Annotated in this window: 22 protein-coding genes; 12 read left to right on the plus strand and 10 right to left on the minus strand. The window is 67.2% G+C overall.

Annotation, left to right across the window (positions count from 1 at the left end; all coding sequences use genetic code 11):
• Nucleotides 1-3 precede the first annotated feature (3 nt).
• Nucleotides 4-645 (plus strand): winged helix-turn-helix transcriptional regulator, encoded by a 642-nt coding sequence (locus Q9R31_RS03785; RefSeq protein ID WP_311261388.1) that lies wholly within the window; start codon nt 4-6, stop codon nt 643-645.
• A 54-nt stretch (nt 646-699) separates the two neighbouring features.
• Nucleotides 700-1521 carry an alpha/beta hydrolase gene (locus Q9R31_RS03790; RefSeq protein ID WP_311261389.1) on the plus strand — a complete coding sequence of 274 codons (822 nt, stop codon included), beginning with the start codon at nt 700-702 and terminating at the stop codon, nt 1519-1521.
• 45 nt (nt 1522-1566) lie between these two features.
• Here the strand turns inward: Q9R31_RS03790 and Q9R31_RS03795 are convergent, their stop codons facing one another.
• Complete coding sequence (locus Q9R31_RS03795; protein ID WP_311261390.1) at nt 1567-1983, minus strand: hypothetical protein; 417 nt, start codon at nt 1981-1983, stop codon at nt 1567-1569.
• 93 nt (nt 1984-2076) lie between these two features.
• Between Q9R31_RS03795 and Q9R31_RS03800 the strand changes: the two genes are divergently transcribed.
• The gene (locus Q9R31_RS03800; protein ID WP_311261391.1) at nt 2077-2457 is read left to right on the plus strand and encodes an STAS/SEC14 domain-containing protein; all 381 of its coding nucleotides are present in this window, start codon (nt 2077-2079) and stop codon (nt 2455-2457) included.
• A gap of 542 nt (nt 2458-2999) precedes the next feature.
• On the plus strand, nt 3000-3614 hold the full coding sequence (locus Q9R31_RS03805; RefSeq protein WP_311261392.1) for a hypothetical protein: 615 nt from the start codon (nt 3000-3002) through the stop codon (nt 3612-3614).
• 87 nt (nt 3615-3701) lie between these two features.
• Here the strand turns inward: Q9R31_RS03805 and Q9R31_RS03810 are convergent, their stop codons facing one another.
• The gene (locus Q9R31_RS03810; RefSeq protein WP_311261393.1) at nt 3702-4589 is read right to left on the minus strand and encodes a helix-turn-helix transcriptional regulator; all 888 of its coding nucleotides are present in this window, start codon (nt 4587-4589) and stop codon (nt 3702-3704) included.
• A 93-nt stretch (nt 4590-4682) separates the two neighbouring features.
• On the opposite strand from Q9R31_RS03810, the gene Q9R31_RS03815 reads away from it, so the two are divergent.
• From Q9R31_RS03815 to Q9R31_RS03830, 4 genes are all read left to right on the plus strand, one after another.
• Complete coding sequence (locus Q9R31_RS03815; protein ID WP_311261394.1) at nt 4683-5564, plus strand: aldo/keto reductase; 882 nt, start codon at nt 4683-4685, stop codon at nt 5562-5564.
• A gap of 28 nt (nt 5565-5592) precedes the next feature.
• On the plus strand, nt 5593-6621 hold the full coding sequence (locus Q9R31_RS03820) for an aldo/keto reductase (RefSeq protein ID WP_311261395.1): 1029 nt from the start codon (nt 5593-5595) through the stop codon (nt 6619-6621).
• Nucleotides 6622-6666: 45 nt separating this feature from the next.
• Nucleotides 6667-7497: an oxidoreductase gene (locus Q9R31_RS03825; RefSeq protein WP_311261396.1), complete on the plus strand. Its 831-nt coding sequence runs from the start codon at nt 6667-6669 to the stop codon at nt 7495-7497.
• Nucleotides 7498-7620: 123 nt separating this feature from the next.
• Nucleotides 7621-8055 carry a hypothetical protein gene (locus tag Q9R31_RS03830; RefSeq protein ID WP_311261397.1) on the plus strand — a complete coding sequence of 145 codons (435 nt, stop codon included), beginning with the start codon at nt 7621-7623 and terminating at the stop codon, nt 8053-8055.
• 119 nt (nt 8056-8174) lie between these two features.
• Here the strand turns inward: Q9R31_RS03830 and Q9R31_RS03835 are convergent, their stop codons facing one another.
• Genes Q9R31_RS03835 through Q9R31_RS03850 form a run of 4 tightly spaced genes read right to left on the minus strand, consistent with a single transcriptional unit; the run spans nt 8175 to nt 11019 of the window.
• Entirely contained in the window at nt 8175-9542 is a 1368-nt protein-coding gene (locus Q9R31_RS03835) for an FAD-dependent oxidoreductase (protein WP_311261398.1), read from the minus strand.
• A 12-nt stretch (nt 9543-9554) separates the two neighbouring features.
• Nucleotides 9555-9974 (minus strand): arsenate reductase ArsC, encoded by a 420-nt coding sequence (locus Q9R31_RS03840; RefSeq protein ID WP_311261399.1) that lies wholly within the window; start codon nt 9972-9974, stop codon nt 9555-9557.
• On the minus strand, nt 9971-10672 hold the full coding sequence (locus Q9R31_RS03845; RefSeq protein WP_311261400.1) for an aquaporin: 702 nt from the start codon (nt 10670-10672) through the stop codon (nt 9971-9973). The genes Q9R31_RS03840 and Q9R31_RS03845 overlap by 4 nt, the downstream gene beginning before the upstream one ends.
• A complete protein-coding gene (locus tag Q9R31_RS03850; protein ID WP_311261401.1) occupies nt 10669-11019 on the minus strand; it encodes a metalloregulator ArsR/SmtB family transcription factor in 351 nt (116 codons plus the stop codon). Before Q9R31_RS03850 ends, Q9R31_RS03845 begins: the two co-directional genes overlap by 4 nt.
• A 138-nt stretch (nt 11020-11157) precedes the next feature.
• Between Q9R31_RS03850 and map the strand changes: the two genes are divergently transcribed.
• Nucleotides 11158-11931: a type I methionyl aminopeptidase gene (map, locus tag Q9R31_RS03855; protein WP_311261402.1), complete on the plus strand. Its 774-nt coding sequence runs from the start codon at nt 11158-11160 to the stop codon at nt 11929-11931.
• Nucleotides 11932-11970: 39 nt separating this feature from the next.
• On the opposite strand, the gene Q9R31_RS03860 is transcribed toward map, so the two are convergent.
• Nucleotides 11971-12207 (minus strand): hypothetical protein, encoded by a 237-nt coding sequence (locus tag Q9R31_RS03860; RefSeq protein WP_311261403.1) that lies wholly within the window; start codon nt 12205-12207, stop codon nt 11971-11973.
• Between the two features lie 5 nt (nt 12208-12212).
• Nucleotides 12213-12338 carry a hypothetical protein gene (locus tag Q9R31_RS03865; RefSeq protein ID WP_311261404.1) on the minus strand — a complete coding sequence of 42 codons (126 nt, stop codon included), beginning with the start codon at nt 12336-12338 and terminating at the stop codon, nt 12213-12215.
• Nucleotides 12339-12555: 217 nt separating this feature from the next.
• Between Q9R31_RS03865 and Q9R31_RS03870 the strand changes: the two genes are divergently transcribed.
• Nucleotides 12556-13845 carry an MFS transporter gene (locus Q9R31_RS03870; protein ID WP_311261405.1) on the plus strand — a complete coding sequence of 430 codons (1290 nt, stop codon included), beginning with the start codon at nt 12556-12558 and terminating at the stop codon, nt 13843-13845.
• Nucleotides 13805-14182: a metalloregulator ArsR/SmtB family transcription factor gene (locus Q9R31_RS03875; protein WP_311261406.1), complete on the plus strand. Its 378-nt coding sequence runs from the start codon at nt 13805-13807 to the stop codon at nt 14180-14182. Before Q9R31_RS03870 ends, Q9R31_RS03875 begins: the two co-directional genes overlap by 41 nt.
• A 101-nt stretch (nt 14183-14283) precedes the next feature.
• Here Q9R31_RS03875 and Q9R31_RS03880 read toward each other — a convergent pair whose 3' ends face one another.
• Nucleotides 14284-14802, minus strand: a complete 519-nt coding sequence (locus Q9R31_RS03880) for an N-acetyltransferase family protein (RefSeq protein WP_311261407.1) — start codon at nt 14800-14802, stop codon at nt 14284-14286.
• Between the two features lie 184 nt (nt 14803-14986).
• On the opposite strand from Q9R31_RS03880, the gene Q9R31_RS03885 reads away from it, so the two are divergent.
• A complete protein-coding gene (locus tag Q9R31_RS03885) occupies nt 14987-15457 on the plus strand; it encodes a hypothetical protein (RefSeq protein WP_311261408.1) in 471 nt (156 codons plus the stop codon).
• Here the strand turns inward: Q9R31_RS03885 and Q9R31_RS03890 are convergent.
• Nucleotides 15426-17402 (minus strand): amino acid transporter, encoded by a 1977-nt coding sequence (locus Q9R31_RS03890; RefSeq protein WP_311261409.1) that lies wholly within the window; start codon nt 17400-17402, stop codon nt 15426-15428. The two genes, Q9R31_RS03885 and Q9R31_RS03890, sit on opposite strands and share 32 nt — an antisense overlap.
• Between the last annotated feature and the right edge of the window lie 18 nt (nt 17403-17420).

Below are 17420 nucleotides of genomic sequence, written 5' to 3' on the forward strand. Positions count from 1 at the left end.
TCCATGGCCGCACGCGACTACGGGCAGTACTCCGGCATCACGCATGCCATGGAGCTCGTGGGCGAACGGTGGGCCCTGCTGATCGTCCGCGACCTGCTGGTGGGGCCGCGCCGCTACGGAGAGCTCGCCGCGGGTCTGCCCCGGATCCCGAGCAACATCCTGGCCGCCAGGCTCAAGGAACTCCAGGCGGCCGGCGTCATCCGGCGCGCGCCCCGCTCACGCGTGATCGTCTACGAACTCACGCCGTACGGCCGCGAGCTGGAACCGGTTATTCTCGCGCTGGGCGCCTGGGGATTCAAGGCCATGGGCGACCCCCGCGAGGAACAGATCATCACCCCGGATTCGATGACCATTGACCTGCGCACCACGTTCCGCCCGGACGTGGCGGCCACACTCCCGCCGACTGCCTACGCAGCGCACTTCGGTTCCACCGAACTCCTGATCCGGGTGGATGGCCCGACCCTGGACGTGAGCCGTGGTGATGGCCTGGCCGACCTCGCCTTCGCCACGGGGCCGGGAATCCGCCGGCTCATCTCCGGCGAAATAGAACCCGACCACGCGATCGAGACCGGAGTGATCCAGGTCCTGAGCGGGCAGGGGAAACTCCTCTACCGCTTCGCGGACACCTTCCACCTGGCCGCCTAGCGGTACAGCAGCTTCCTTCCACCACCTCGACCTGCCACTGAATGGAGCATCGCGATGACCAACACCAAAGAAGCAGGCACGGTCCTCAACGTCCTGTCGCCCGACGGCACCGCCCTCAGCCTTGAGCGGATGGGGACCGGACCCAGCCTTGTCCTGGTGGACGGCGCCTTCTGCGGCCGGACGTTCGGGCCGGCACGTGCCCTGGCGAATGAACTGAAGGATGCCTTCACCGTCTATTTCTACGACCGCCGAGGACGCGGTGACAGCGGCGAAACGATGCCCTACGCCACCGAACGGGAGATCGAGGATCTGCAGGCAGTGCTGAATGAGGCCGGCGGCAGCCCGTACGTCTACGGCATCTCCTCCGGCGCCGCCCTGGCCCTCGAAGCGGCCGCAGCGGGAGTGCCAATGCGGCGTCTGGCCACCTACGAGGCCCCCTACACCGGCGTCCAGGGCGCGGACGGGACGCCCGGCAGCCACCGTGAGCACCTGGAGGCCCTGCTCAGGGACGGCAAGCGCGGCAGCGCCGTGTCCTACTTCCTGGTCAAGATGGTGGGGGCGCCGGCCTTCCTGCCCTACCTGCTGCGCCTCATGCCCGGCGTATGGAAAAAGCAAACCGCCGCCGCGAACACCCTGCCCTACGAGGCCCGGGTGACCAACGACTTCGTGGCCCCGCTGGAAAGGCTGCGGCAGGTCACCGTGCCCACCCTCGTCATGGTGGGCGGAAAAGCTGCCGCTCCCATGGTTCAGGGACAAAAGGCCATCGCCGGGGCCATCCCGGGCAGTGAACACCGGATCCTGGACGGGCAAACCCACCAGGTCTCCGCCGCGGCCATAGCCACCCAGCTCAGGGACTTTTTCACCTCCGGGACCTAGCCTGCCGCCGTCGTACGTTTCCTGGGCAAACCCGCCGCCGAGCGCTCACTGGTCCGCGAAGAACTCCGCGACCAGCTTTTTCGGTGCCCGTGCAGCCCAGGCGTCAATGAGGATCTCCTCCAGTTCATCGCGTGAAATCTCACCCAGGCGCGACTCCTGCACCAGGACGGCGTTGTAACCGTCGAAGTGCGGGACGGTGAAAAACGGCACGGACGGGTCCTCGACCAAGGCTGACTTGGCGGAATCATCGGGGACGACGATGACCAGCAGGTCAGCGAACAGCTCGCCCGTGTCCGGATTTACAGCCGTTTTGTGGGGTGCCCGGTACAGCACAAAGCCGCGCCCTTTAGGTCCGCGCGGCACCTTGTACGTCGGCCGGTCGCCCCAGGAAACCCCAAGCTCGACCTCAGGCAGACCACTGCAGATCGCATCGATATCTTCGGGTACGGCCCTGCGTTCCATGACAAAAAGGTAGCGCCGTTTTGGAAGGAGCGTCAGTACGGCATTTTTGCCGGCTTTTGGTGTGTCCCCCGGATCAGCAGCACAGTAGAAGGCATGAAAGACCAAGCGGATGACAACGTCACCGGAACCATCGAGCTCTCCGGCGCACTGCTGCACCTGAAGTGGGTGCCCGGTGACGTGGTCACCGAACGCGACGCCAAGACGCTGATGAAGAAAGCCAGGGAACTCAGCGCCGGCCGAACCCTACCGCTGCTGGTGGAAATGACGGGCCTGGCCTGGATAGATCAAGGCGCCCTGAAAGCTTTCGCCGGTCCCTGGCCCGTGACCCGCGCGGCCGTGGTGGGCACCTCCCCCGTTGACCAGACCCTGGCCGGCTTCTACACCGGGCGGCACAAACCGGTGCACCCCACGCGGTTCTTCACCTCAATGGACGAGGCGATGGCCTGGCTGGCCGAGGATACTCCGGAGCCGTAGCGCCCGGCCGCACTGGACCTCCGCCCTGGAAAGACATCTTCGACGCCCAGATTCCTTCACGCAGGCCATATTTTGCGTGCGTTAGGGAATATGCGCATCGGGAAAGAACCCCCAGGTCGCAGCCACATTTCCACATAGCAGGGAGTGGCGGTACCGGCTAGGACGGCTGTCAGCCAGCTTAGGTATATGCCAGACCTTCCACGCCTCTTGTTGTCCCGCGACCGCACCCTGTACGGTCTGGTGCGAATGAGCTCGCCAGGCGTGTGAAGTCGGGCGCACTCGTTCGAATCCGGCACGGCGTTTATGTTGACGGACCGACGTGGAGGGCGCTGAAGCCATGGGAGCAGTACCGACTCCGCATCCAGGCCGCCGCGGAGACATTCGAAAAAACCACAATTTTCGCGCGTCATTCCGCCGCCAGCGTTTGGGGAATCCCCACCATCGGCCTTCATCATCATGTCCAGGCACTGACTTTTAAGAACGACGGCGGGAGGTCACGTGCCGGAGTCAGCCGCCACTTCGCGGCGCGGGCTGGCTTAGCGGTGGTCACGGTGGAAGGCCTCCTGGTCACCGACCGCATCCGCACTGTCCTTGACCTGGCGGCGTTCATTCCCTTCACCGAGGCCATCGCGCCGCTGGACCATGTGCTCCGGCCGGACCCGGTCCGGAGTCTGCCCGCCCTGACCAAGACCGACCTGGAGAGCGGGATCGGATCGATCTACTCCGCCGCTGCTGGCCGCAGGATCCGTGCGGCCATTGCCTTTGCCGATCCCGCTTCCGGGTCCGCCGGCGAATCCTGGAGCCGCGCGTTGATCCATGTTGCCGGCTTCGAAGCCCCGGTCCTGCAACACCGGTTTTCCGACGCCGCCGGGCTGGCGGGCTACACCGACTTCTACTGGAAGCAATCCAGGGTGGTAGGCGAATTCGATGGCGAGGAAAAGTACCTCAAGCCCGAGTTCCTCAAGGGCCAGACCGCCTCCCAAGCTGTTGTGGCGGAGAAGCAGCGGGAGAACCGGATCCGTGCCCTGGGCATCAACGTGGTGCGGTGGGACTGGGCCGACCTGAAGTCGGGGAAGCTGGAAGGCAAGCTGGCAGCGGCCGGTGTGGGCCGCCGTCGTACGCGCTCTGCCATTTTCGACGCACAAAACCGCCAGTGAGGCGCATAGTCCTTTCCGCTCCCGTTATTTGGGTAGCACTCGGGATTATGCGGGTCGGAAATGAGTTGGCGCAGCGCGGGACGGGATTCAGGTGGCCGTCTCCCTCGCCGGCGCCCCGGCCCCGGCCGCCCGCTGCGTCGCGGCCCAGCTGGCCAGGACCTTCAGCGCGTCCTCCGACGGGGTTCCCGGTTCGGCGGTGTAGATGTTGATCCGCAGCCCGGGATCGGCGGGGAGCTCAAGCGCCTCGTAGGTGAGGTCCAGGTCCCCCACGATCGAGTGGTGGAGCTTCTTGCGGCCGGCGCGGTGGTACTTCACGTCGTGCCGGGCCCACCGGGTGCGGAACTCCTCGCTGCGCGTCGAGAGCTCCCCGATCAGGTCTGAGAGGTCCTTGTCGTACGGGTTCTTCCCGGCAGTGGACCGCAGGACGGCGACGATATCGTCCGCGGCCCGTTCCCAGTCGGCGAAGAACTCCCGCGCCTTCGGGCTCAGGAAGGTGAACCGTGCACTGTTGGGCGGCGTGCCGCCGTCGGCCATCATGTCCAGGTACAGGGCCCGGCCCAGCTCGTTGGAGGCCAGGACATCGCCGCGGTCGTTGCGGACCCAGGCCGGCGCCGTCGTGATCGCATCGATGACGCGCTGCACGCTGGGCCGCACCGTCTGCGGACTCCGCTTGCGCCGCACGCGCGGGGCGGCCGTGGAGGCTCGGGCCAGGTCGAACAGGTGGGCGGTCTCGGCGTCGTCCAACTGCAACGCGCGGGCCAACGCCTCCAGGACGCTGTCCGAGGCGCCGGACAGGTTCCCCCGCTCCAGCCGGATGTAGTAGTCGATGCTCATCCCCGCGAGCATGGCCACCTCCTCCCGGCGCAGGCCCTCGACGCGCCGGTTGCCGCCGTACGCAGGCAGTCCGGCTTCCTCGGGCGTGAGCCGGGCACGGCGGGAAGAGAGGAACTTCCGCACGTCATCGCTGTTCGTCATGGCGTCCACGGTACCGCCGCCGCGTCAAGCGAAGGAGGGACTGGCTGCCCCTCCCACAAACCTCAGCATCCCAATACCGTGAAAGGCATGGTTATGGAACTCACGCTCAACAACGGAATCACAATGCCCGCGCTCGGCCTGGGCGTCTTCCAAAGTCCCCCGGAAGAAACGACGGCGGCCGTCCAGACCGCGCTCGAGGTGGGCTACCGGCACATCGACACCGCCGCCGCATACGGCAACGAGCGGGAAGTGGGCGAAGGCATCCGCCGCTCCGGCCTGGACCGTTCCGAGGTGTTCATCGAGACGAAGGTGTGGGTCAGCGACTTCGGCTACGACGAGACGCTGCACGCGTGGGATAAGGCGGCCGGCAAGCTGGGCGTGGAGCAGTTGGACCTGTTCATCCTGCACCAGCCCGCCCCGGACCGGTTCGAAAAGGCCATCGCCGCGTACAAGGCGCTGGAAACCCTGCTCAAGGACGGGCGGGTACGGGCCATCGGCGTCAGCAACTTCATGCCGCACCACCTGCAGCAGCTGCTTGCGGAAACCGACGTGGTCCCGGCTGTGAACCAGATCGAGCTGCACCCGTACTTCGCCCAGCGGAACGTCCAGGCGGCAGACGCCGAGCACGGCATCCTCACCCAGGCGTGGTCGCCCATCGGCGGCATCACGTTCTACCCGGGGTGGGGCGAGAACCGGAAGAACGTCATGCGGGACCCGGCGATTGCCGCCGTCGCGCAGGCCCACGGCAAGACCCCCGCCCAGGTGATGCTGCGCTGGCACCTGCAGCAGGGCCGCTCCGCCATCCCCAAGTCCACCAACCCGTCGCGCATCGCCGAGAACTTCGACGTGTTCGACTTCGAGCTCACTGCCGCTGAGCTGGCTGCCATCGATGCCCTGGACACGGGCGTCCGCAGCGGCCCGGACCCGGACGTGGCCCGCCCCGAGCGGTTCGCCATGGTCATCCCCGAAGCCTAGACCCGTCCCGCAAAGACAAGGAACCAGCATGGAATACCGCCCGCTCGGCCGCACCGGCGTGCAGGTCAGCCCCCTCTGCCTCGGCGCGATGATGTTCGGCCCGTGGGGCAACAATGACCGCGCCGACGCGACCCGCATCATCCACCACGCCCTGGACGCCGGCATCAACTTCATCGACACCGCGGACGTCTACTCCGGCGGGGCTTCCGAGGAAATCGTCGGGGAGGCCCTGGCAGGCCGCCGCGACGACGTCTTCCTGGCCACCAAGTTCTTCATGCCCATGAACGAGGACGATCCCAACCAGCGCGGCGGCTCCCGGCGCTGGATCATGCGCGCAGTGGAGGACTCGCTCCGCCGGCTGAACACGGACCACATCGACCTCTACCAGGTACACCGGCCCAGCCCGGACACCGACGTGGAGGAAACCCTGGGTGCCCTCACCGACCTGGTCCGCCAGGGCAAGGTCCGCTACATCGGCTCGTCCTCCTACTCCGGCTCGCAGATTGTGGAAGCCCAGTGGGCCGCCAGGGAGCGCAACCTTGAGCGGTTCGTCACCGAGCAGCCGCCCTACTCCATCCTGGTCCGCGGCATCGAGGAGGACGTGCTGCCCACGGTCCAGCGCCACGGGATGGGCACCCTCACCTACAGCCCGCTGGCCGGCGGCTGGCTCTCCGGCCGGTGGCGGAAGGACTCCGCGTCCCGGCCCACCTCCAGTGCCCGCCCCAGCGCCCGCTTCGACATGACCCAGCCCGCCAACCAGCGCAAGCTGGACATCGTGGAGGAGCTCGCCCAGGTGGCCGAGTGGGCAGGCGTCACGCTCATCGAGCTCGCCCTCGCGTTCGTGATCAACCACCCCGGCGTCACCTCCGCCATCGTCGGGCCGCGCACCATGGAGCAGCTGGAGTCCTACCTTCCGGCTGCGGACACCAAACTGGCCCCCGAGGTACTGGACCGCATCGACGAACTCGTCGGCCCGGGCGACACCGTCAACCCCGACGACAACAGCTACGGCGCCCACGAGCTGACGGCACAGGCACGACGACGGCACCGGGCTTAAACCCGCGCCGCGCCTCATTTCCCGCCCCCTATGAAAGGAACACCCATGGCAACGTGGCTCATCACAGGCTGCTCCACTGGACTTGGCCGGGCACTGGCGGAAGCCGTGCTCGCATCCGGGCACAACGCCGTCGTCACCGCCCGGAACGTGGAAACGCTGCAGGACGTCACGGCCGGCTTCCCGGACACCGCGCTGGCGCTTCCCCTGGACGTCACCGACAAGGCGCAGATCAGCGCCGCGGTCAAGCAGGCGGAGGAGAAGTTCGGCAGCATCGACGTGCTGGTCAACAACGCCGGCTATGGCTACCGCGCCGCCGTGGAGGAAGCGGACGACGGCGACATCCGGCGGCTGTTCGACACGAACTTTTTTGGCGCGGTGGACATGATCAAGGCAGTTCTGCCGGGCATGCGCGCCAACAAGGCCGGGTCCATCCTGAACATCTCCTCCATCGGCGCCCGGATCACGCCGACCGGGTCGGGCTACTACGCGGCCACGAAGGCGGCGCTGGAGGGCATGTCCGGGTCGCTGCGGAATGAGCTGAAGCCGCTGGGCATCAACGTCACCGCCATCGAACCCGGCGGCTTCCGGACCGACTTCGCGGGCCGCTCGCTCACGCAGTCCTCGACGGCGATCGACGACTACGCGGACACGGCCGGCAAGCGCCGCAAGGAACATGACACCGCGCACGGCAACCAGCCCGGTGACCCGGACAAGGCCGCCCGGGCGATCATCGCCGTCGTCGAATCCCCCAACCCGCCGGGCCTGCTGGTCCTGGGCACGGACGCCTTCGGCGCGTTCGGCAAGGTGGCCGAGGCCCAGCGCGCGGAGCTCGAGCAGTGGCAGGAGCTGAGCACCAGTACCGACATCACCGACTGACCTCGGGCTCTCCCCATACTCCGGCACCCACAATCGAGTACTAAATACTCATGACAGGGCGCCAACCCGGTGCCAGAGTGAACTTGTTCCGTCAACATGTCGAGACAAGTTGGATACCGCACCATGGCAGCAAAAAGGCGCCGTTCAGGCAGCAAGGGCGGCGGCAGCATCGGGTGTGCCCCCTTCCTCGCCCTCATCGTCATTGCCCTCATCATTAAGTACTGGTGGGTCCTCGTGATTGCTGCGGGCGTGGTTGCGCTGACCGTGGCACTCGTGCACACGGCAAAGGCCCCGCCCCGTCCGGCCAGGGTGCCCCCGCCCAAGCCGCAGCCCGTCATGACCCCGCCCCGCCAGGTCCTTGGCGGGGACGACCTTGCAGCCCACATGCGCGCCGAAAAGCAGGCCGGCCGTGTACGGGACATGCAGGAGTGGGACTACGAATGGATCCGGCTGGCCTACCCGGGGAAGAGCCTTCGCGAAGTCAATGACATCGCGAACGCACATTTTGCCCGCGGCCGTTCCATCGGTATCAACTGGGGGGACCCGTCCGCGCCGTGAGCCGCCGTGCGTTCCGGCCCAGTTACTCTTCGGTTCCCCCGGAAACACGCCGTGGCTATCAGCGCGGCGCGGCCTTCATGCCGGGACAGCTGGCGGGTAACTGGGCTGGAACGCACAGCCTATAAGGGAACCGATTCGCTGGTGCGGCCGTGCTGGAGGCCTGTGGCGAAGCCGATGGTCGCGGGCACCGGGACCGGGCCTCCGCAGCAGGTGTCCTCAGCGGTCTCACCGGCGCCGGTGGGGATGCTGGTGGAGCACACCCCCGTTTCCGGCAGCTCGAGTTCCACGGCGTCCGCGGCTTCGGCGTCACCTGCCAGGGCCGCGGCAATGGAGCGGACCTGTTCGTAGCCGGTGGCCATAAGGAAGGTCGGCGCGCGGCCGTAGGACTTCACGCCGGCCAGGTAGAAGTCCTTTTCCGGCTGTGCCAGGATTTTGGCACCGTGGGCCGGAACCGTGCCGCAGCTGTGGAAGTCGGGATCGATCAGCGGGCCCAGGGCCCTGGGCGCGTCAACCGCCGGATCCAGGTCAAGCCTCAGCTCCGACAGGATGGACAGGTCGGGGCGGAACCCGGTGGCCGGGATAATCCGGTCCACGTCAACGCTCCGGCCGTCAGCGGCGTGCACGGTGACGTCGCCGTTATAGGTTTCGAGTCCCGTGGTGTGGAAGCCGGTCAGGAGCCGGACGGCCTCGGTTTCGACGGCGGTGTGCAGCCGGGCGCCGAGCTGGCCGCGGGCGGGCAGTTGGTCGGCGTCCCCGCCGCCGTAGGCACGGGCAGGCGTGGCGGCGCGGATGGCCCAGAGGACTTCGGTGCCCGGGTTGGCGCGGGCCAGGCGGGCCAGGTCCAGGACCATGTTCGCGGCAGAGTGGCCGGAGCCGATGACCAGGGTGCGGCGGCCGGCAAACCCACCGGCGGAAACGTCCGGCAGGGGCCGCGTGACCAGCCCGGCAGCACGGGCTGCTGCCTCCCCTGGAACCGGCAGCCCGGAAGCTCCCAACGGCGCCGGCATGGTCCAGGTTCCGGAGGCATCAATCACGGCGCGGGCCAAGAGCTCGGTGACCTGCCCGCCGTCGTGCACTATCCGCAGCAGGAACGGCGCCTCGTCGCGGCCCTGGCTGCGGCCCTTGTCCATGCCCTGCCGGCTGACCGCGACAACCCTGGCCCCGGTCCTGATCCGGTCTTTGAGCTCCGGTGTTGCCGCCAGCGGTTCCAGGTAATCGGACACGATCTGGGCGCCGTACGGCAACGCTGTGGGCCGTGGGGCTTCCCAGCCGCTGCGTTCCAACAAGCGCACGGAGGCAGCGTCCAGGTTGTACTTCCACGTGGAGAACACGCGCACATGGCCCCACTCCCGGATCGCAGCGCCCACCGTGGGCCCGGCTTCCAGGACGAGGGGTTCCAGCCCGCGTTCGAGCAGGTGTGCGGCCGCGGCCAGGCCGACGGGCCCGGCACCAATGACGGCCACGGGAAGGGACGCGGACGGTGCCATGCTGTCCACCTTTCAGGCCTGCGCTGGGACGGCGGGAATCAGGGAGGCGATCAGGGCTTCGACGCGCGTCTTGATCTCGTCGCGGATGGGCCGGACCGAGTCCACGCCCTTGCCGGCGGGATCCTCCAGGACCCAGTCCTCGTATCGTTTTCCAGGGAAGAACGGGCATTCGTCGCCGCATCCCATGGTGATCACCACGTCGGAGTCCTTCACGGCCTCGGTGGTGAGGACCTTGGGGATCTCGGCGGACATGTCGATGCCCACCTCGGCCATGGCCTCGACGGCGGCCGGGTTGACCTTCTCCGCGGCCTGGGAGCCGGCGGAGCGCACCTCGATGGCGTCCTGGGACAAGGTGGTCAGGAAGGCGGCGGCCATCTGGGAGCGGCCGGCATTGTGGACGCAGACGAACAGGACGGAGGGCTTGGGGCTCATGACAATACCTTTCGGTCAGCCGCGATGACGGCGGGAATGGCGAGAGTTGGGTAAAGGAACCGGACCAGGACGTATCCAATGGCGCCGCCCAGAAGCTGCGCCAGGATGAAGGCAGGGGCCGACGACGGTGCGATGCCGGCAAACGTGTCCGTGACGGTGCGGGCGATGGTCACGGCGGGGTTGGCGAAGCTGGTGGAGCTGGTGAACCAGTAGGCGGCCGTGATGTACCCGCCGACGGCGAACGCCACCCGGTCCGCACGGCCCGACCGGACCGTGCCGAAGATAACCAGCAGCAGCCCCACCGTGGCGATGACTTCCCCAAGCCAGAGCGGGACGCCCGCGCGTTGGTGCGTGGAGAATGCGACGGCGTCCAGCCCGAACATCAGGTTCGCCGCCACCGTCCCGGCCAAGCCGCCGAGGACCTGCCCGCCGATCAGGCCGGCCGCCGTCCTGGAGTCGATCATCCCCAGCCCCCGTTCCACCAGGGTCACCACGGGATTGAACGACGCCGACACCGGCTGCAGTGCCACGATCAGCGCCACTAGCGCGGCACCCGTGGCGAGGCTGTTCTGCAAAAGCTGCAGCCCGGCGTCGTCCGGGGACAGCCTGGACGCCATCACGCCCGAGCCGACCACCGCCGTGACCAGAAACGCGGTGCCAACAAACTCAGCCGCCACCCGGCGGAACAGCCCGTTCACTTGGCCTGCCCGCCGATCAGGGCAGCAAGGTTCTGCAGCGCTTCCGTGCGTGCACGGTAGTAGACCCAGACGCCGCGCTTCTCCCGGTCCAACAGGCCCACCTCGTGCAGGATCTTCAGGTGGTGGCTGATGGTGGGCTGGGACAGCTCAAAGGCATCATTCAGGTCGCAGACGCAGGCTTCGCCGCCCTCATGCGACGCGACCATGGACATCAGCCGGAGCCGGACCGGATCGGCCAGTGCCTTCAACAGCGGGGCAATGCCGTCCGCTTCCGATTCGGACAAGGGCTGGCGGGCCAACGGCGAACAGCACGCGACCGCCTGGACCGGGGTCAACTCCATAGACATAGACACATGTGAATATTTACATTCATCTATGTCTTTGGCAACCCCGAAATCGGGCAGGGTAGTACTCACTTGCGCCTTCCTGCGAAAGGCGAAATAGGATGGCCCCTACAGCTATCGGCCGCAGAAGAGGGACGCCCCATGATCGAGATCCTCAACCCCCCTGAGGTGGCCCGCGCCCGGGAGACCGGCGCCCTGGTGGCTGACATCCTGCAGGCCATGAAGAGCCGCGCCACCGTAGGCACCAACCTCCTGGACATCGATCAGTGGACCAAGGAGATGATCACCGACGCCGGGGCGGAATCCTGCTACGTGGACTACGCGCCCTCGTTCGGCCGCGGGCCCTTTGGCCACTACATCTGCACGGGCGTCAACGATGCCGTGCTGCACGGGCTGCCCCACAACTACGCCCTGGCCGACGGCGACCTGCTGACCCTGGACCTCGCCGTCGTCAAGAACGGGATTGCCGCGGACGCTGCCATCAGCTTCATCGTGGGCGACTCACAGCCGGCGGACAGCGTGGCGATGATCGAGGCGACCGAGCGTGCGCTGGCCGCCGGGATCGCAGCGGCCGGGCCGAATGCCAAAATCGGCGACGTCTCATACGCCATCGGCCGCGTCCTCATCGACGCGGGGTACCCGGTGAACACGCAGTTCGGCGGCCACGGCATCGGTTCCACCATGCACCAGGACCCGCATGTGCCCAACTCCGGCCGGCCCGGCCGCGGCTTCAAGCTGCGGCCCGGGCTGCTGCTCGCCCTCGAGCCTTGGGTCATGGCGGACACGGCTGAGCTGGTGACGGACGACGACGGGTGGACGCTTCGGAGCGCCACGGGCTGCAGGACTGCCCACACGGAGCACACCATCGCCATCACGGACGACGGCGCCGAGATCCTGACGCTGCCGACAAGGTAGCCCTGGCCCGGGTCAACGGAACGGGTTCCAGCCGGCCTGTCAGTAGAGGTAGACGTCCACGATGAGGGCGGCAAGCGCCGTCACGGCTGCTGTTGCCGCAATGCTGCGGGGCGCATCGCGCCTGCACGGCCCCGTCATCAGGGCCAGAGCAGTTCCGGCAAGCGTAAAGACACCTGTTCCCGTATCCTGCCAGCTGACCGGAAACGGCGGGAACGGCAGGTCGTGGGAAAACAGGCCGATGGCTCCGGTCCAGTTCAGGATGGAATTCCACAGCATGGGCATCAGAAGCGCGCACCTGCTGCGGTGGCCACGACGGCGGCCCGGCGTTCCCTGCGCACCAGCAGCAGGAAAACCAGCGCAACCAGGGCAGACAACAGTGCGCCCAGGAACATGGCCGGCAGGCTCATGTAAACCCCCGGGTACAGACGCCGGAAATCATGGGTCCAGTGCAGGGCCGGGAGCCACGGTGAGGGGTGGTGCCATGACCCGTGAAGCTGCCATGGCCAGGGATCCGCGCGCTGATAAGGCCTCTTTCAGTCAGTGCGTCCGCCTGGTTTTGTTGCCTAGCATTCAAGGTTATTGTTATGTGCACAGCTACGCACATTTGCACTTGGAGGGGTTTGGATGCTCTCGGTTCTTCGGGATACAACGTACCGGCGGTTGTTTGCCGCGCAGGTAGTGGCGCTGCTGGGTACGGGGCTGCTGACCGTTGCGCTGGGATTGCTGGCCTTCGACCTGGCGGGAAAAGACGCCGGAGCGGTTCTGGGCACGGCCCTGACCATCAAGATGTTCGCGTACGTCGGGTTCGCCCCGGTGATCAACGCTGTGGTGGCCCGGCTGCCCAAGAGACCGGTGCTGATCGGCGCGGACCTGATCCGGGCCGGGATGGCGCTATGCCTGCCATTCATCACCGAGACGTGGCAGATCTACGTGGTGATCTTCCTGCTGCAGTCAGCCTCGGCAACGTTTACGCCGGCGTTCCAGTCGCTGATCCCGGCCGTGCTCAAAGACGAGAAGGACTACACCCGGGCGCTGTCCCTCTCCCGTTTGGCCTATGACATGGAAGCGCTGGTGAGCCCGGCCATCGCCGCCCTGCTGTTGAGCGTCCTCAGCTACAACAACCTGTTCCTCGGCACCGTGGGCGGGTTCCTTTTCTCCGCGCTGATGGTGGTCCTGACGGTTCTGCCCGCCACAGGCCCCGTCCAGCAGGGCGGGGCGTCATCGCTCTGGCACCGCACCACCCTGGGCACCCGGATCTTTTGGCGAAACCGGAAGCTGCGCTCATTGCTCGCCTTGAACCTGGTGGTTTCCGCCCCCACCGCACTGGTGCTGGTGAACAGTGTGGTGGTGGTGCGGGAGGTCCTGCACCGCCCAAATACGGACCTGGCCCTGGCACTTGCCTGCTTCGGCGTCGGGTCCATGGTGGTGGCCCTGTCCGCGCCCGGAATTCTGGAACGGCTGGGCGACCGGACGGTGATGCTTACCGGCGCCGCCGTAATCCCATTGGCCCTGGCGGGGGCCACCATGCTGTTGTTCCTGCCCGCCGGGGATTCGACGTGGTGGTGGCTGCTGGTGCTGTGGTTTGTGCTGGGCGCCGGCAACTCCACCATTTTGACCCCCTCCGCGAGACTACTGCGGGAGGCTTCCACCGAGGAGACCCGCCCCTACGTTTTCACGGCCCAGTTCTCCCTCTCGCACGCCTGCTACATCATCAGCTACCCGCTGGCCGGCATCGCCGGGGCGGCCGCCGGTTTGGGCGCGGCTTCGCTGGCGCTGCTGATTCTTGCAATGATAGGGACGGCGGGAGCTTTCCTGTCCTGGCCCCGGCACAGCGTCCGGACAGCCACATCGATCGAGAGCAGGGAGCAAGGGGATGGGCAGCCAACCGCAGCACGCCACCAGCCCCGCGCCTGACGAGCCTTCGCTGGTCCACCGGGTAGCTCCCGGACCCCAGCTGCTCGAAACAGCTGCCGGGACCCTGCGGATGCTCGCCGAACCCACGCGGCTGCACCTGCTGTGGCAGCTCGCTGAAGGACCGAAGTCCGTCACGGAGCTGGCGCAGGCCTCCACCGTGCCCCGTACCGTGGTCAGCCAACACTTGGCCAAGCTGCGGCTCAGCGGCCTGGTGGATACCCGCAGGGACGGCCGGCACATCATCTACTCGCTGCATGACGGGCACCTGGTCCGGCTCATTCGTGAAACGATCAACCACGCAGACCACCGCCTTACGGGCGAACCGACCCACGACTAGACGCCGCATCCAGTGCGGCCGTCGCACTAAAGCAGCCGCCGGCAAGACCGACTAACGACGCGTGAAGCCATAGCCCGTCCGGAGCTCCAGCCCCGGGCGGGCTATTCGGTCCCGGCCACCTGGCTGCGGCGTTCCAGGAGCAGGGTGTCCTGCCAATGCCCGGCCTTGGGGCCGTGGCTGATCCGGGCAATCCGTTCCCTGGTTCCCACCACCCGGAAGCCGAGGCGCTGGTGCAGCGCAAGGCTCGCCGTGTTCTCCGGGAAGATGCTGGACTGGATGGTCCAGATCCCTGCAGCTTCAGTGGACTCGATCAGGGCGTTCAGGAGGCGCCGGCCCACGCCCCGTCCGTGCGTTTCCGGCGCCACATAGATGGAGTGCTCCACGACGCCCCGGTACACCTCACGGGACGAAACGCGTGAGACCGCGGCCCACCCCAAAACCCGCCCCGCGTCCTCGGCGATCAGCCGGTGCCCGGGCAACCGGCCGCCGTCGAACCTTTCCCATGTAGGCGGTTCGCTCTCGAACGTTGCCTCCCCTGTGGCGATGCCGGCGGCGTAGATGGCATGGACCGCGTCCCAGTCCTCGCGGCACATGGGGCGGATGGCGACGGGACTGTGCATGGGTCCCATTATGGTGCCGCGGCCGCCTCCACCCTGCGGCCATGCGGCTAGGAGTAAAAGAAGACAGCGTGTAAGGAAGTCGGGTGTAAAGAATCCGTCAATTAAACCGCTTCGCGTCCCCGGCTGCGCCCACCCGGCCCTTTGATGGAGGCATAGGAGCGTGTATCGAGGACAGGGAGTGCAGATGCGATGGGATGAGGCGCCGGAGGACCGCGGCAGGGTCAAGTTCGCCGCCGCGGCCGATGCCATTGAGGGCTACGGCGGCCGTGGACTGAACGGCCACGCCCTTCATCCGGCCAGCGGTTACCTCTTCCCCGACCAGGACGGCGAGGGCTGGTGGGTCATCTTCCAGCCCTGGCCGTCCCTCGGCTCCGCGGGCCGCAACGTTCCCGGCGACATCCTCGCCTGCAACGATTCCTACGGCGACATGGTGCATGTAGTGGTCCTGGCCGCGGGCGTCTGGGAGGACGACGCCGAGGCCGCGTTCCGCGCGGACCTTCCGTCAAGCCTCGCTGACGCCGCCCGCGTTGCGGCCACGGTTGCCCACGTGGCGGGAGCGGAGCAGAAGGACGGGACGGTGCAGGGCGCGACGCTGCAGGACCGGACGACGGCGGACCCTCCGGTCAACCGACGTGGACCCAGGGACGCTGGGTAACGTCCGGCACGGCCTCGCGCAGGACTTCCCTGGTGACGGGCGCGATTTCGCCCTCGCCCAGGAACAGGAACCGGACGAGGTTGGTGATGGGGTTGCCCTCGGTCCAGCGGAAGTAGATGTGCGGCATCAGCCCGGTGACGTCCCTGATGTGCAGCAGCACGGAAGCGATGGTGTTGGGGACCACGGGCCCGTGGACTTCGAGGATGTGGTAGCCGTGGCGGTTCACGCCGCGCACGTACAGCTCGGTTTCGAAGTCCGACGAGTCGTCCACGACGACTTCGAGGAACAGGGCATCGCCGGCCAGTGGGAGGTGGCTGACCTCGATGGCTGATTCGAGTTTGTCCCGGTATGCCTGGGCGGACAGCCGCAGGGGCTCGTGCGCGATGATGGCGATGGGCCCGTCGAGGGTGCTGGACATGAACTCCAGTGCCTGCTGGTCCAGATGCACGCGGGTGGCATGCAGCTCAAAGGAACGGCGGACCCTGGACAGCAGTGAGATGACGATGATGCCGAGGATGAAGATAGCGGCGATCCGGATGCCTTCGGGGCGTTCGAAGATGTTGGCCACGGTGGTGTAAGCGAAAACGATGCAGATGGCACCGAAGCCCACGGTGAGGTTCCGCTGCCCGCGCCGGCGTGCGGACAGCGTGACGGCCACCGCGGCGGAGGTCATCAGCACCAGGACGCCGGTGGCATATGCGCCGCCCTGGGCGTCGACGTCGGCGTTGAAAATGAAGGTAATCAGGAAGCCGACCAGCGTGAAGACGAGCACCAGGGGCCGGACCGCTTTGGCCCAGGCCGGCGCCATGCCGTAGCGCGGCAGGTACCGGGGAACCAGGTTCAGCAGGCCGGCCATGGCCGACGCGCCGGCGAACCAGAGGATGCCGATGGTGCTGATGTCATAGACGCTGCCGAATCCTACGCCGAGGTATTCGTGCGCCAGATACGCCAGGGCTCGGCCGTTTGCCTGGCCGCCGGGCTGGAATTCCTGTTCCGGAATGAGGACCACGGTGATGACGCTGGTGGTCAGCAGGAAGACGCTCATGATCACCGCGGCGGTGGTGAGCATGCGCCGGGCACCCTGGATGCGGCCCTTCGGGTTTTCTTCCGTATCGTCGGCCGCTCCCCGGACCTGCGGCATCACGGCGACGCCGGTTTCGAAGCCCGACAGGCCCAGCGCCAGTTTGGGGAACACGAGCAGCGCGATGGCCACGGCCATCAGGGGGTTTCCGTGGGATACCCACAAATTGGTCCACCAGTCCCCCATGGCCGCGGGGTGAGTGACGACCTGCGCGAGGGTGGCAACCACCACCACTGCATTCAGGCCCAGGTAGAGGACCACCAGGACCACGGCGACGCCGATCGCTTCCTTGAACCCCCGCAGGAACACGGCCGCCAGCAGGGCGAGCAGGATGAGCGTGACGGGGACGTTCTGGTTTTGGAGCCATTCGGGGGCGACAGGATTGCCGATCAGGTGCGCGGTGGCGTCGGCTGCCGAGAGGGTCATGGTGATCATGAAGTCAGTGGCGGCGAACCCCAGGAGAACCAGCACCAGGAGCTTTCCTCCCCACCGGGGCAGCAGCCGCTCGAGCATGGCAATGGAGCCCTCACCGCGGGGACTTTCACCGGCTACCCTCCGGTACACCGGCAAGGCGCCCAGCAGGGTCACCGCCACCAGCACCAGGGTGGCCAGCGGGGAGATGACGCCGGCGGCAAGGGCCGCGATGGCCGGCTGGTAGCCCAGCGTGGAGAAGTAGTCCACGCCGGTAAGGCACATGACCTGCCACCACGAATGTTTCTTCTCGTGCTGTGTGGGCACGCCGCCGGGGCCCTGGTGGGCTCCCTTGCTGTCCTGCAGGCCGAACAGCAGCCAGTCCTGGAGCGCCTTCCTGCCGTGCCTGTTGGGCGCGGAAGGATCCGCCGGGGGCCTGCTCAACGTGGTCATGTCTGCCTTTCCGCGCTG

This window comes from Pseudarthrobacter sp. BRE9, assembly GCF_031844305.1.
Taxonomy (GTDB): Bacteria; Actinomycetota; Actinomycetes; order Actinomycetales; family Micrococcaceae; genus Arthrobacter.

Bases quoted from the DNA above. Each gene is read 5' to 3' on its own strand.
- Q9R31_RS03885 (WP_311261408.1), top strand. From the start codon at position 14,987: ATGCGATGGGATGAGGCGCCGGAGGACCGCGGCAGGGTCAAGTTCGCC.
- Q9R31_RS03850 (WP_311261401.1), bottom strand. From the start codon at position 11,019: ATGTCTATGGAGTTGACCCCGGTCCAGGCGGTCGCGTGCTGTTCGCCG.
- Q9R31_RS03815 (WP_311261394.1), top strand. From the start codon at position 4,683: ATGGAACTCACGCTCAACAACGGAATCACAATGCCCGCGCTCGGCCTG.
- Q9R31_RS03840 (WP_311261399.1), bottom strand. From the start codon at position 9,974: ATGAGCCCCAAGCCCTCCGTCCTGTTCGTCTGCGTCCACAATGCCGGC.
- Q9R31_RS03830 (WP_311261397.1), top strand. From the start codon at position 7,621: ATGGCAGCAAAAAGGCGCCGTTCAGGCAGCAAGGGCGGCGGCAGCATC.
- Q9R31_RS03860 (WP_311261403.1), bottom strand. From the start codon at position 12,207: ATGCTGTGGAATTCCATCCTGAACTGGACCGGAGCCATCGGCCTGTTT.
- Q9R31_RS03820 (WP_311261395.1), top strand. From the start codon at position 5,593: ATGGAATACCGCCCGCTCGGCCGCACCGGCGTGCAGGTCAGCCCCCTC.
- Q9R31_RS03890 (WP_311261409.1), bottom strand. From the start codon at position 17,402: ATGACCACGTTGAGCAGGCCCCCGGCGGATCCTTCCGCGCCCAACAGG.
- Q9R31_RS03865 (WP_311261404.1), bottom strand. From the start codon at position 12,338: ATGAGCCTGCCGGCCATGTTCCTGGGCGCACTGTTGTCTGCCCTGGTT.
- Q9R31_RS03875 (WP_311261406.1), top strand. From the start codon at position 13,805: ATGGGCAGCCAACCGCAGCACGCCACCAGCCCCGCGCCTGACGAGCCT.
- Q9R31_RS03785 (WP_311261388.1), top strand. From the start codon at position 4: ATGGCCGCACGCGACTACGGGCAGTACTCCGGCATCACGCATGCCATG.
- Q9R31_RS03790 (WP_311261389.1), top strand. From the start codon at position 700: ATGACCAACACCAAAGAAGCAGGCACGGTCCTCAACGTCCTGTCGCCC.
- Q9R31_RS03810 (WP_311261393.1), bottom strand. From the start codon at position 4,589: ATGACGAACAGCGATGACGTGCGGAAGTTCCTCTCTTCCCGCCGTGCC.
- Q9R31_RS03795 (WP_311261390.1), bottom strand. From the start codon at position 1,983: ATGGAACGCAGGGCCGTACCCGAAGATATCGATGCGATCTGCAGTGGT.
- Q9R31_RS03800 (WP_311261391.1), top strand. From the start codon at position 2,077: ATGAAAGACCAAGCGGATGACAACGTCACCGGAACCATCGAGCTCTCC.
- Q9R31_RS03835 (WP_311261398.1), bottom strand. From the start codon at position 9,542: ATGGCACCGTCCGCGTCCCTTCCCGTGGCCGTCATTGGTGCCGGGCCC.
- map (WP_311261402.1), top strand. From the start codon at position 11,158: ATGATCGAGATCCTCAACCCCCCTGAGGTGGCCCGCGCCCGGGAGACC.
- Q9R31_RS03825 (WP_311261396.1), top strand. From the start codon at position 6,667: ATGGCAACGTGGCTCATCACAGGCTGCTCCACTGGACTTGGCCGGGCA.
- Q9R31_RS03880 (WP_311261407.1), bottom strand. From the start codon at position 14,802: ATGCACAGTCCCGTCGCCATCCGCCCCATGTGCCGCGAGGACTGGGAC.
- Q9R31_RS03870 (WP_311261405.1), top strand. From the start codon at position 12,556: ATGCTCTCGGTTCTTCGGGATACAACGTACCGGCGGTTGTTTGCCGCG.